Source organism: Shewanella psychromarinicola, assembly GCF_003855155.1.
GTDB classification, from domain to species: Bacteria; Pseudomonadota; Gammaproteobacteria; order Enterobacterales; family Shewanellaceae; genus Shewanella; species Shewanella psychromarinicola.
The window spans coordinates 4370693-4383988 of the sequence record NZ_CP034073.1 but is presented as its reverse complement, the minus strand read 5'-3'; the positions used below and the strand labels follow the sequence as shown (position 1 = coordinate 4383988).

At 42.0% G+C, this 13296-nt stretch carries 9 protein-coding genes; 5 read left to right on the top strand and 4 right to left on the bottom strand.

Annotation, left to right across the window (positions count from 1 at the left end; translation table 11 throughout):
• The first annotated feature begins 72 nt into the window (after nt 1–72).
• From sbcD to EGC80_RS19140, 3 genes are all read left to right on the top strand, one after another.
• Entirely contained in the window at nt 73–1416 is a 1344-nt protein-coding gene (gene sbcD, locus EGC80_RS19150; RefSeq protein WP_124011782.1) for an exonuclease subunit SbcD, read from the top strand.
• Entirely contained in the window at nt 1413–5111 is a 3699-nt protein-coding gene (locus tag EGC80_RS19145; RefSeq protein ID WP_124011781.1) for an AAA family ATPase, read from the top strand. Before sbcD ends, EGC80_RS19145 begins: the two co-directional genes overlap by 4 nt.
• A 319-nt stretch (nt 5112–5430) precedes the next feature.
• The gene (locus tag EGC80_RS19140; protein WP_164839576.1) at nt 5431–6714 is read left to right on the top strand and encodes a peptidoglycan DD-metalloendopeptidase family protein; all 1284 of its coding nucleotides are present in this window, start codon (nt 5431–5433) and stop codon (nt 6712–6714) included.
• Nucleotides 6715–7565: 851 nt separating this feature from the next.
• On the opposite strand, the gene EGC80_RS19135 is transcribed toward EGC80_RS19140, so the two are convergent.
• Entirely contained in the window at nt 7566–8765 is a 1200-nt protein-coding gene (locus tag EGC80_RS19135; RefSeq protein ID WP_124011780.1) for a multidrug effflux MFS transporter, read from the bottom strand.
• A 92-nt stretch (nt 8766–8857) separates the two neighbouring features.
• Between EGC80_RS19135 and EGC80_RS19130 the strand changes: the two genes are divergently transcribed.
• The gene (locus EGC80_RS19130) at nt 8858–9349 is read left to right on the top strand and encodes a MarR family winged helix-turn-helix transcriptional regulator (RefSeq protein ID WP_124011779.1); all 492 of its coding nucleotides are present in this window, start codon (nt 8858–8860) and stop codon (nt 9347–9349) included.
• Between the two features lie 650 nt (nt 9350–9999).
• Complete coding sequence (locus tag EGC80_RS19125; RefSeq protein ID WP_124011778.1) at nt 10000–10323, top strand: hypothetical protein; 324 nt, start codon at nt 10000–10002, stop codon at nt 10321–10323.
• Between the two features lie 197 nt (nt 10324–10520).
• Here the strand turns inward: EGC80_RS19125 and EGC80_RS19120 are convergent, their stop codons facing one another.
• The 3 genes from EGC80_RS19120 to EGC80_RS19110 all read right to left on the bottom strand — a co-directional run bounded on the left by EGC80_RS19120 (nt 10521) and on the right by EGC80_RS19110 (nt 13150).
• Nucleotides 10521–11123 carry a YgjP-like metallopeptidase domain-containing protein gene (locus tag EGC80_RS19120; RefSeq protein ID WP_101034695.1) on the bottom strand — a complete coding sequence of 201 codons (603 nt, stop codon included), beginning with the start codon at nt 11121–11123 and terminating at the stop codon, nt 10521–10523.
• A 116-nt stretch (nt 11124–11239) separates the two neighbouring features.
• On the bottom strand, nt 11240–11677 hold the full coding sequence (locus EGC80_RS19115) for a DUF3010 family protein (protein WP_101032124.1): 438 nt from the start codon (nt 11675–11677) through the stop codon (nt 11240–11242).
• Nucleotides 11678–11794: 117 nt separating this feature from the next.
• Complete coding sequence (locus tag EGC80_RS19110) at nt 11795–13150, bottom strand: DEAD/DEAH box helicase (RefSeq protein ID WP_101032123.1); 1356 nt, start codon at nt 13148–13150, stop codon at nt 11795–11797.
• Between the last annotated feature and the right edge of the window lie 146 nt (nt 13151–13296).

Below are 13296 nucleotides of genomic sequence, written 5' to 3'. Positions count from 1 at the left end.
GTATCGATAATTTGGGCTTATTCACGCCATCATTATTTGACGTTCATGTTTGTTTATATTTAAAGGGATGTTATGCGCATCATTCACACATCAGATTGGCATCTTGGCCAATATTTTTATGGCAAAAGCCGCGCAGCCGAGCACCAAGCCTTTATGACATGGTTACTTGAGCAAATAAGCCTCCATCAAGTTGATGCCATTATTGTTGCTGGCGATATTTTCGATACTGGCACTCCGCCAAGTTATGCCAGAGCACTGTACAATCAATTTATTGTTCAAATTCAACAAACGGGTTGCCAGCTGATTTTACTGGGCGGTAATCACGATTCTGTTTCGACCTTGAATGAATCTAAACATCTACTGGCTTGCCTTAATACTATCGTGATCCCTGGTGCATTAGAACATTTTGAAGAGCATGTATTTGCACTTAAAACCCGCCAAGGTGAAATTGGGGCTATTTTATGTGGGTTACCTTTTTTACGCCCACGTGATGTAGTGTTAAGTGAATCTGGTGAGTCTTCAATGGATAAGCAACGCAAACTGGGTGATGCCATTAGTGCGTTATATCAGCGTTGTTTTGAGCAAGCTAAGCAGCTCAATAGCACATTTACCACGCAGGTACCCATTGTGGCGACAGGTCATTTAACCACGGTAGGAGCCAGCACTTCAGAATCAGTACGTGATATCTATATTGGCAGTTTAGATGCCTTTAATGCGGCACATTTCCCCGCGGCAGACTACATTGCATTAGGCCATATTCATCGCCCACAAGTGGTGGCGAAATCTGCGCATATTCGTTACAGCGGCTCACCGATAGCATTAAGTTTTGATGAACTATCGACCAATAACACCAGTAATAAATCAGTGTTTTTGGTTGAATTTACTGATGCTCAATTATCCCTCGTCACGCCATTAATGGTGCCTATTTTTCAGCCCATGCAGGTGCTAAAAGGTGATTTAGATAGCATTGAGCAGCAGATAAATGCATTTTCTTCTCAAACAGCCGCGACAAAAACCACTTGGTTAAGCATTGAAGTATCGCAGCAAGACTATTTGTCTGATCTACAGTCTCGTATTGCTGACATGACTCAAGACAAGGCGGTTGAGGTATTGCAATTAAAGCGTGCCCGTAGTCAACGACAGCAACACATTAAAAAGCTTGATAATGAAACCTTATCCGAGTTGAGTGTCGAGGAAGTGTTTGCGCGCCGTTTAGCCCAAGAGCAATTTGACAGCGATCCCCAACAGGCACAATTAGGCCGAATTAAGCAGCGCTTTAGCCAAATAGTTGCCGAGGTGGAGTCAGAGCGAAACACCCAAGAAACCGCCGCGAGCCATGTTCTGCAAGAAACGATGACCCATCATGGTAAAACAGAGGTTGCAACAAAAAGTGCTACAGACGGTGAACAGTCATGAAAATTTTAAGCCTTCGTTTTAAAAATATTAACTCGCTTAAAAACGAGTGGAAAATCGACTTTACCCAATCGCCTTTTGCTGAAAACGGACTATTTGCCATCACAGGCCCAACGGGTTCAGGCAAAACCACGATACTCGATGCCATTTGCTTAGCGCTTTACCACCGAACGCCGCGGTTAAATAATATCTCTAAAACCACTAACGAGTTAATGACTCGCGGCACCGCAGAGTGTTTAGCCGAAGTCGAATTTGAAGTGAAAGGCATTGCCTACCGCGCCTTTTGGAGCCAACGTCGCTCGCGCGACAAAGCCGACGGTAACTTGCAAGATGCTCAAGTGGAACTGGCACAACTGAGTGACGGTAAAATTCTTGCCAGTCAAATAAAGCGCAAAACGGAACTCATTGAACAGATCACCGGGCTCGACTTTGCTCGCTTCACTAAATCGATGATGTTATCTCAAGGGCAGTTTGCCGCTTTTTTGAATGCCGATGCCAATGACCGAGCGGAATTACTTGAAGAGCTCACCGGTACTGAAATTTACGGGCTTATTTCTGAGCGGGTTCATCAGCACTTTAGTGAAGCCAAGACTAATGTGAAATTACTCGAGGCCAAACTGGGCAGTGTCGAGTTGTTTGATGAACAACAAGTCGATCAACAAAATAAACAAATTGAACAATTTAAACAAACATTGGTGCAGCAACAATTACAACTGACTCAGTTAAGCCAATTTATCACTTGGGCCACTAATTCTGAGCAAGCACAGCAGGCATTGGTAAAGGTTCAGGGCGAACAGCAAGACGCGCTAACGTGCCAGCAGCAACATAGTGAAGCGTTAATACAATTGCAGCATAGCGAGCCGGCACAACACATTTTGCCATTATTTGAGCAACAGCAAAAAGCGCACAAAAAAGTCCAAGAGTTAACCGCACAGATCCGTCAATTAAGCCAACAAACCGAGCAAGCTGAAACGGCACTGCAAACCCATAAACACCAGCACACACAGGGCCAGCAACAGGTTAAGCAAGTTAATCAGGCGCATAAAACACTGCTGTCGTTGATCGATGAGCAAGTACTGCCGCTGGATCAACAAATTAATCAGCACAGTTATCAGTTATCTCAGGTCAAATTAACCCATCAACAAACATATGAACAGCAACAAAAGGGCCGCGAGCAACAACAACTGTTATTGACCCAGCAACAGGCGCTGACAGCGGCGAAGCAGCAAATTGATCATCAACTTGATAGTTTGCCTCAAGGTCAAGAAGTGGCTAAAAAGTTTGCCGCTTGGCAAACCCAATACACACAAGTTGTGCAACTAAGTGACCAACGTAGCCAAATTCATAACCAATGTACTCAGCAACAAGCCGGCATAAAACAAACTCAAGACACACTCACTGCGCTCGCGCCGCAAATACAACAGGCTCAAGCGGAGCTAACTCAGGCGACAGCGCAGCAAGATGACAGCCAAAAAGCATTAATTACGCTGTTGGCTGGACAAGACGAAACGAAAATTAATGATGATTATCAGCAAGTTGTTCAGCAGCAATCTGGGCGTTATCAATTAACCCAGTTGTTTAGCCAGTTTGCACGCCAGCAACAGCAATGTCAGCAGTTAACCCGTCAATCGGCGCAATTTAAGACTGAGTTGCAGGCACTGCTACAGTCTCTTACTGTGGTGAGAACTCAGTGGAGTGATAAAAATCAGCAAGTTAAAGATGTTCAAATGTTGCTACAGCAAGAGCAACAAATTGCCAATTTAACCATCGAGCGCGCCAAACTAAAAGCGGGTGAGCCTTGCGCCTTGTGCGGCTCGACCGATCATCCGCTAGTTGAGCGCTATGAAGCGCTGAATGTGTCGGTTACCGAGCAAAGGGCGCAACAGTTACAAGCTGAACTTGATGTGATTAAACAGCAAGGTGAGCAACTTAACCATCAGCAAACGGCGTTACAAGTTAACGATGACAATTTACAACAACAGCTAAGTCAAATTCACACAGATATTCAAACCATTGCGCAGCAGTGGCGGCAGCAAACTGAGACATTATCAATCTCTCTTGAGTTGGATTTGCAGCAAGAACAAGCATTAACCGATTACATTGCCCAAACCGAAACCAAACAACAGCAATTGGCTGTCACCATTACTGAGCTTAGCCAATGTCAAAAAACGTTACATCAACACCAACAGTATGTGATTCAAGCACAGCAAGCGCTCGTTAAGCAGATCAATCAGCAAGGGTTATTACAACAACAGCTTGATAACTTGCAGCAAGGTTTACTCAACCATCAACAGCACATTGAGGCCGTCACTGCGCAGCAAACTGCATTAATCAATGCGCTTGAAACACAAATTACTGCTTCAGGGTTAACGCCGCCAACAATAGTGAATGCCGTTATATGGCTCAACGAGTTACAACAACAACTCGAGTGTTGGACTCAAGCGCAGCAGCAGGCTGTCGACAATCAGCAGCAATTGAGTATCACAGCTGAAAAGCTCATGGCCAATCATCAGCAAGCGGACGAGCAGACCGCCAAGTTAACCGCGATCAGTGAACAAGTTGATAAGGTACAGACGCAGCTCAGTACTGTGTTAGGTCAACGTAACGAGGTCTTTGCTGATAAAGTCATTGAGGATGAAAAACAACGCAGTCAAACGGTGTTAGATCAAGCACAACAACAATTTGAGTTAGTACAGCAGCAATTACAAATAGCAGATAAGCACCTTGCCAGCTTAAGTGCACAGCAGCAATCCATGCAAGTTCAGGCAACACAAGTTAATCAAGAATGGCAGCAATTACAAAGCCAATGGAATAGTGCTCTACAAGCGAGCCCATTTTCCGACCAACAAGCTTTCGAGCAAGCATTACTCTGTGCTGATGAGCGTCACAGGTTGCAACAGCTTAAACAACAGTTAGACAATGACATTGTTAAGGCAAATACCTTAGTTGAGCAAGCCATTGCGTTGCAAGCGGAGCTTGCTCTGCTTGGTCAACAACATAACTATGATTTAACCCAACAAGCCGTCATGCTCCAACGGCATCAAGCCCTCGATTCTGAGCATCAACAATTAACGCAGACGCTTTGGCGGTTAACCCATGAGCTAGAGCTAGATGCAAGTAAGCGCGAAGGGCAGCAACAATTGCTAAAAGAGCAGGCACAACAGCAGCAAGTTTACGACGACCTCGCTTATTTGCATGCACTAATAGGCTCACAAAAAGGCGATAAGTTCCGTAAATTTGCCCAAGGGCTTACATTAGATCATTTAGTCGCATTAGCGAATCGACAGCTTGAACGCTTACAAGGCCGTTACTTACTCGAACGCAAAGAGTCAGATGCATTAGAATTACAAGTGCTCGATACCTGGCAAGGTGACACAGTGCGCGATACCCGTACACTGTCTGGTGGTGAGAGCTTTTTAGTTAGCTTAGCCCTTGCGTTGGCGTTATCTGATCTAGTAAGTCATAAAACGAGCATTGACTCACTCTTTTTAGATGAGGGCTTTGGTACCTTGGACAGCCAGACATTAGATACTGCATTAGATGCATTAGATAATTTAAATGCATCGGGCAAAATGATAGGCGTCATTAGCCATATTGAAGCCATGAAAGAGCGGATCGATGTACAGATAAAAGTGAATAAAATGAACGGTCTTGGTATTAGCAAATTACAGAATGAATTTGCGATTAATGCAGGGTGATCTGCCTCAAACTCCAGTGATTACTGCAATCGAGTTCAAATTAAAGGTTAAATAAATAATATTTTATATTTGTAATATGATTGTTTTTTGATATAAAAGAGTGTTGGAATGTAATTTGAGTGCAAAAGTCGGTATGTTAAACCGTTTTTACCGGATGGCGTAGTATCAAGTGTAGGGTTATTTTCATTATAAAAATGAGATAATGACATAGCGTTAACTGACGTTAGCCTCTGTGTCGCAATAACAATGTGCAGTAAAATAAAATAAATATAAAGAGTCGTCTTTTAGGGTGGATTAGATATTGCTAATAAGTAAAGTTATGGACTTCCAGCGGCTAGCCGCAAGTCAATTGAACTTACCAAACGTGACAAACCTGCACAAGAAAGTCTTGTTAGTAAGTGTATTTGCTGTAGGCGCTGCGCTTTTATGGCCAACACAACAAGAGTTTTCATCACAACGTATTCCTGTGGCCATTGATATTGATTCATTATTGCCACACATAGCTCAGCAAGATACAGCTTTGACGATCGTTAAGCCTGCAACACCTATTTTAAATCGGGTGATTGAAAGTGGTGATACCTTAAGTCGTTTGTTTGAATTAGCCGGTATTGACCAACGAACCATGTATAAAGTGCTTGAGGCTGATTTAGAAGTTTTAGCTTTAGATACCCTGTTACCGGGTAACCGCATCCAATTTTGGGATAATGCCGATGGTGAACTTGATAAATTAGAGCTGTATTTTAACCCTGCTCATCAAGTGGTATTTACTCGTTTTAAAGACGGAACTTACGCCGTAAATGACATTAATATCGATGGCATATGGCAAAACCGCATTGTGGGCGGTGAAATTAACGGCTCTTTTTATGTATCGGCTAAAAATGCAGGCCTAAGTGCTGCCGAGATTCAGAAAGTCGAATCACTGTTAAAGTCAAAATTAAACTTTTCACGTGAGTTACGTGCAGGTGATACATTTTCGGTTTTAGTCAACGATCAATTTGTTGAAGGTGAACCAACAGGTATCACATCGATTGAAGGCATTCGTATTAATACCGGGCGTCGGGACATTACCGCGTTTCAAAATGCTGATGGCAACTATTACGATATTAAAGGTCAAAGTTTAACGCCTGCTTTCCAACGTATCCCATTAAATAGAACTGTGCGGTTAAGTTCTCGGTTCAACCCCAACCGCAAACACCCGATTACGGGTCGGATTCGGCCACATAATGGTACCGACTTTGCTACCCCTATTGGTACTCAAGTGGTGGCTCCGGGTGATGGTGTGGTGACGCTGGTTAAGAAGCATGCTTTCGCGGGTAACTATATTGTGATTGAACATAACAATAAAGTGCGTACTCGTTACCTGCATCTGTCGAAATTTTTAGTTAAACGAGGCCAACGTGTAAAACGAGGGCAGGTGATTGCATTATCAGGTAATACGGGTGCGTCAACGGGTCCACACTTACATTATGAGTATATTGTGAATGGTCGTCCGGTAGACGCAATGAAAGCCGACATCGCAGAAGCTAAAGTCTTACCTAAAAAGCAATTACACGCCTTTCAAGCTTTGGTACGTAGCCGAAGCATGATGATGGATTTGGGTTAATTAGCTGAGGCTTATTACACCGAGTGTAGTTGTGATAGCCATAAAAAATGCAGCCTAAGGGCTGCATTTTTTATGGCTTGCGGGTATCCATGTTGTGTTGGTATTTTAGTTTTTCATTCTCCTAGTCATGGTTGCGAGTCAGTTTTTTTGATCTATTATTTATGGCCTGCGGCCACTAACATCGTGGCGCTTCGCCACATCAGACCAAGAGGAAACCAACGGCTATTGTCTCTTTATTCTTTATAAAATAATTGGCCCAGCCGCCCAGCCGCCCCGCAACATTTTTCCAATAGATTAAATAACCGCTGCGAAAAGGTCGCTATGGGGATTGATCCAGTTTTTAACTTCATTTGAAGCCTGCTTCGGCTCATCTTGCAGTAAAGAGTGAAAATGCTATAGCTTCCTATGGGGATCTGATAGGCAGGATGCCTTGAAGCACATGGATGTGCGAGAAAGGCCTTCAGGCTCACGCAGTCTTTTGTAAAGAGTCTTCAACGGCCTCAAGTTAAGTGTTGTATATGTACATTTAGACCGAAAATGACGCCAAGGCGCAGCAAACTACCAGCGCTGGTCGTGTGCCTAAACGCTAACTTTTTAATCCCATAACATCACTTTAGGCTTGATTGATATCAAGCTATCCTGCTGTGTTAAATCGACCATATTACTGATGAATTGGCCATCGAGTGCTAATTTGTTAAACCATCCTGTTGAATTTGCTCGATGATAAAATTATACAAGGTGATCGCAACTCAAATAGAAAGGGGTTATTTGTTATTTCAAAAAATGGGCCGCTATGTATTTCAGCTATGTATTTCAATGTATTTCAATGTATTTCACTCAGAAAAAATAACTTAACCAGCATGGCTGAGGTTTTGAACGTTATCTTCAGCCTGAGCTTGTGGTCGGTAGAGCGCACCACAAAGTGCAATGATCGTGGCGGTCGTCATTATAAGCACAATCGGCCATAGGGAATCATCACTCAATATTGCTGCTAGAGCGCTCACTGCTGCCCCAACAAGATATTGAGTCGCACCTAAGGTTGCCGCTGCAATCCCTGCATTTTTACCAAAATAATTCATAAAACAGGCACTTGAATTGGGCATTATTCCTCCTATTGTTGCTGTTGTCGCAACAAAACCAAATACAGTTAGCCACAAAATGTTAGGGAAAAAGGCGGTTGCAACCACCAATATCAACACACCAAGCATCTGAATACTTAAAAATATTTTCAATAATTGATTCGGCTCAATCCGCTGTAATAAAAAATGGTTAAGACGATTTATAACAGCAACCCCAGCAACATTAAGGATCAATAATCCAGAGAAAAACGCCTCATCAACATGGAATTGCTCCATGTAGGCAAAAGGAGCATTAGTCAAAAAAGTAATTAAGACAGAGAAGCCAAAACCTTGAGCTAATAAATAACCTAATGCACGACGTTCTCTAAACACACTAAGGTAACCACGATTTTTAACCCTTTGTTTAGTTTTAGTTTCTTTGGGCATGATGACGATGACCGATATGGTCACTATAAGACCGAGCAATGCTAATGAAGTAAAAATCCAGCCCCAGTCCAGGGTCTTTAAAATGACAGTTCCCACGGAAGGCGCAATTGAAGGAGCCAGCATAGTAATCAACATAATTAATGAAAATAACCGAGCAGAATCTTTTCCTGACGTGTTGTCTCTTATAATGGCAGGAACACCGACAACGGCAATACCACCGCCGATAGCTTGGATCATACGCAATCCCCAAAGCATTTCTATTGAATGGCCATAGGGAATAAAAAAACTCGCAATGGAAAATATGGCCAAACCTGTGATAATGACAGGCTTGCGACCGAATCTGTCTGATAATGGTCCGCCAATCAATTGACCAATAGCGAGGCCAAAGATATACAAACTAACCGTCACCGCTATCAATGATATATCCGTATTGAGATCTTCAGCCATGACCGGAAGAGCGGATAAATACCCGTCTGTTGCAAAAGGTGTTAATGCGGAGATACCCGCCAATAAAAATAATAATGGTGTAGAAATAAACTTACTCATAACAGCCTAACTTGCTTTCCAGAAAGGAAGATAGTAGTTGTATTTTAGCTTTCTAGCAAGTTATATTGTCTTCATTAACAAGGAATGAGATTATGAGCAAACAAAAATCAATTACTAGCATACTGACAAAAACAGCAGAGAATTGGCCGGAATCCAATCAAAATATTTCACCTGAAATATTAAAAATTCATCGAATTCACCAACATTTACAGCAGAATTTAACTAAAGTAGTTGAACGTTATGGCCTCCAATCGGCTGATTTTAGTGCATTAGAAACATTGAGAAAAGAACCACCACCGCACTGTTTATCAGCCACAGCATTATCTCATTCTATGTTGTTTAGCTCCGGAGGTTTGACTAAATTGTTAAATCGGATCACTAATGCAGGTTTTATCGAGCGTGTAGATAACCCACAAGATAAACGTGGAAAGTTAGTTCAACTAACCGAGAAGGGTAAATCTTTAATTGGCAAAGTAATTGTTGAATTACATCAACAAGAGCAAGAAAAAATGGCTTTTTTATCTAAAAATGAAAAAACAGCATTAAATGTGTTACTCAATAAAATATTAGGCGAATGGGAATAACGTGAACGAAGAGGGCGGTTATCCATCAATAACTGTAAACTGAAAAATATCACGATATCAGTCATTACAGTGTTCTCTTTCGTTAAAATGGTGGGATATTCACTTATTAATTTATTTGGCTAACAAAGGGTTGGATGTCTAGCCTTTTGTCATTTCCCATAGATAAATCAAAAAACTGCCAGATAACATGGCCACTAACCTTTTCTTCAAAAACGGGTGGCGATGTATTTGGCGAATAATTTGTCGCTTTACATCAAAGATATAACAATTGTAGGATGCTATTAATCAATAACTTAAGCGGCAGACTTTATTTGACGAGCCGTTCAATAAGTTGTTAGGAGCCAATAAAAGGTGAATTATTTTGATTTGCATAAAGTTATTTTTATTTAGTGGAGCTACCAATGCATCGATGTGGGCAATGTAGACAGTTTACAAGAACGCCAGAAAATCAAAAAGATTTATGTGGCTCTTGGGATCAACCAACGACTGCTACTCGGGAGGCTTGTGGGTTCTTTAGTCCCAAGAGAGCAGCTCGCAAGACGAATGATAACAAGGGTTTTTAAGTCGGACTCTTAACAGTTGGCTCATTCCGCTCCATTTTAGCAAACTGTTTCTCGCCGTTTATTGCGTGTTAGCGATACAGGAAAACGATGAAGTATATTTCAATTTTATTTGCTTTATTCTGTTCTGGTATTGCATATAGTTCAGAAGTTATTACTTGTGGAGATGCTACGTCTGTAGGACGTGAAGCTAAATTAGTTTTACACTCACATGCTCAGAAGAGAGCACAGCAAGCAATTGAGTTATTCGTTGAAAAAAAAGTAAAAACGCCCTACGTAAATTTTTATGGACAAGTAAGTGACTTAAAAACAATGAGTTCTTTAATAGAGGTGTACTGGTGTGAAACACAAGAAACACCTTTGCACTCTGCTTATTATCGCTTTTACTCAAATAACAAATCAGTATTCCAGTAAATGTGTAGCTAATAAGCGCCTAAACAAGAGGGCGCAAAATCTAATACTTTTACTCATGCGAAGTGAAAACAGTTGTATCTATGCAGTAACTTATTTTCGTCCAGAAATGAGTTACAACACAATCTAATTGGATGATGTCTGAGCTCAATTTCTGGGCAACTTTTTAAAAGCAAAAAGTTGAGCTAAAAGCTCATCGATTATTTCGCGTAAGGCGATTGGCCCACTTCTTCGGCTACTAACCAGACTCGCATATCAAATTCTAACTGATGGTAATCCGCGAGCATGAAGGTGCACAGTTGATAAAACGCTTTGTTGTGCTCTTTCTCCCGCAGGTGAGCCAATTCGTGCACTACCACCATTTGCAATAGCTCAAACGGAATGTGCTTTAAGCGCGAGGTAATTCGAATTTCATTTTTGGCTTTGACTTTATTACCTTGACGGCGATTAACAAATGAATGCAAACCTAGCGCGTGATGGCTTAAGCTAATCTTGTCATCAAAAATGACTTTGGCTAATGGATCTGATTGACGCATATACGTATTTTTTAATGCTATTGCCATATCATACAAGGCTTTGTCTGTGCGAACGTCGTGTACTTTCGGGTAACGGGTTAAAAAGTGGGTGCCTAATGCGTTTGCATCAACCAATTGGCGAATTTTATCAACCACGTCAGGCTGGTAACCGTTTAAATACCGTAACGCACTTTGCTCATTTTGCTGTTTTTTAATGTCGGCGCTAGTGATCAACAGGCTTATATCGGTTTTGGGTTTTAATGCTTGGCTTGCCGATTTGACGGGCATTTTAGGTGGGGCTTTGGGCGCTTTATTGTCTGACATAGGTCAACTGATTGTTTTTGACGTTACCGCTATCTGTGTCGGTATCGGTAACGCCAATATAGAACGGTGGCAGCAGTGGATTACACTTTACCGAAGATGAGTCGGTTATGCTGAACATAAGCAACGTCAAATGCATTAAGCTGGACGCGTTTTAGATCTAATGATTCAAAGTCAACTTGTGGTGGGTTACGCTTTAATTGCTCTTTAACGATCAAAGGAGAAATAAGCGTAACAGGGATATCACTTAATTGAATGGCTGCTTCCAGTTTAAAGCTGGTGGCACTGCCTGCAAATTTACCTTTTTGTTCACGTTCAATAATGGCTATCTCATCGACTTTATAATCGGCGATTAATTTTTGAAACGCAAAGTTGAATTCACGAATTGATTCAGTGCTTGCCGATTGTGAAATACTGAATGAGACTTTACGACATGCTGGCACGTTAAACGTTTCGCCTTCATAGGTCAGTAAACAGATAATGGCTTCGCCGCCTTTTAATTCAACACCACAAATTTTCATGTTAATCCTTACTGGTTTATTCATACGAGAGTGCCGTTGGCATTGTCGTTATCGTTCATTTGTGTAGGGTAACGATTACCCTACATCCATCATTTGTTATCGCAGTTTGAGAGCGATTTAGTCTTCTGTTGTGCCGTCGTCTTCAATAACTTGAATCGGTTTTACTTTACGGCGTACTGGCGCATCACCGACATCGACGCCAGTAATAAAGCGTTTATCACTCTTGGGTGCCGCTTTAGGTTTTTTAGTGGCGCTGGCTCTTTTACTGACTTCAACACCTTTGGTACTAACCGCTGCTTTACCTGCTTGAGGCTTATCTTTTAGGCCGGTAAACTTAGCTTTTAAGCCTTCAATCACAGTGGGCTCAAAGTTTTTACGTAAAAACAGTTGTACTTTTTTAAAGCTGTCCCAATCTTTAGGACCCACAAATGAGACCGCATCGCCTTTAGCGCCCGCTCGGCCAGTACGACCAATACGATGGACGTATTCTTCAGCAAACTTTGGCATATCAAAGTTAATCACTAACGATACGTTGATTAAATCAAGGCCGCGTGATGCTACATCTGTGGTCACTAATATCTGTGATTGGCCTCGAGCAAATTGATCCATAATCTGGTTACGAGCCGATTGCTTTAAATCACCACTGAGCGCAGAGGTGGTAAAGCCTTGTGATGCTAATAAAGTGGCTATACGGTCTGTGTCTGAACGTGTTGCCGTAAATACAATTACTTGCTTGTGTTGCTCTTGAGTTAAAATGTGCTGCAGCAAGGCTTGCTTATGGTCTAAATGATCCACCAAAATAATACGCTGCTCAATGTCTTTATGTTCTGTGTAAGACTCACCAATCGATACATGACTCGGTGTTTTGAGTAGCGTTGCGGCAATGTCATTAATGCTGTCATGATCTAACGTAGCTGAAAACATCAAGGTTTGGCGACGTTTATGATCGGCTGCATCATTAATCGCTTTTAACTGCGGAGCAAAACCTAAATCGAGCATACGGTCAGCCTCGTCAAGAACCAACAATTCTAGGCCATTTAAATACAAGTGACGCTGTTGTAAGTGGTCCGCAATACGTCCAGGCGTGGCGACAATAAAGTGAGGATCTCTCGACAAGGCTTTGGCTTGGTCATTAAAGTTCTCACCACCGAGTACGCTAATGGCCTTATATTGAGTATTGGCGACTAATAAGCGTAATTGGCCATAAACTTGCTGGGCTAATTCACGTGTCGGTAATAAGATGAGTACCCGAGGATCTTTTTTCGACAATGCTCTTGAAGAGATTACCCGTTGCATTGCTGGCAGTAAAAACGCTAAGGTTTTACCTGAGCCCGTTTTAGACGATGCCATTAAATCTTTACCTGATAAGGCAATGGGAAGTGCTTGCGCTTGAACATCGGTAGGCGTAGAAATGCCAAGGTGCTTTAAACTGTCAAGCAGGCGCTTGTCCAACGAAAAATCGGTAAATTGCAAAGGTAAATCCCCTAAAAAATGTAAGCCGGTGATTATAGCTGTTTCACCTTGCTATAGCCAACAAGAGTCGCTTTAGTTATGCTATTTTTTAGCTTTATATTATTGCCCTCGTTCGGCATCGCTATTGGTCGATTCTGCCGAACCTT

What these genes read in the sequence shown, in the direction of transcription:
- sbcD (WP_124011782.1), top strand. Translation starts at nt 73, where the DNA reads ATGCGCATCATTCACACATCAGATTGGCATCTTGGCCAATATTTTTAT.
- EGC80_RS19145 (WP_124011781.1), top strand. Translation starts at nt 1,413, where the DNA reads ATGAAAATTTTAAGCCTTCGTTTTAAAAATATTAACTCGCTTAAAAAC.
- EGC80_RS19140 (WP_164839576.1), top strand. Translation starts at nt 5,431, where the DNA reads ATGGACTTCCAGCGGCTAGCCGCAAGTCAATTGAACTTACCAAACGTG.
- EGC80_RS19135 (WP_124011780.1), bottom strand. Translation starts at nt 8,765, where the DNA reads ATGAGTAAGTTTATTTCTACACCATTATTATTTTTATTGGCGGGTATC.
- EGC80_RS19130 (WP_124011779.1), top strand. Translation starts at nt 8,858, where the DNA reads ATGAGCAAACAAAAATCAATTACTAGCATACTGACAAAAACAGCAGAG.
- EGC80_RS19125 (WP_124011778.1), top strand. Translation starts at nt 10,000, where the DNA reads ATGAAGTATATTTCAATTTTATTTGCTTTATTCTGTTCTGGTATTGCA.
- EGC80_RS19120 (WP_101034695.1), bottom strand. Translation starts at nt 11,123, where the DNA reads ATGCCCGTCAAATCGGCAAGCCAAGCATTAAAACCCAAAACCGATATA.
- EGC80_RS19115 (WP_101032124.1), bottom strand. Translation starts at nt 11,677, where the DNA reads ATGAAAATTTGTGGTGTTGAATTAAAAGGCGGCGAAGCCATTATCTGT.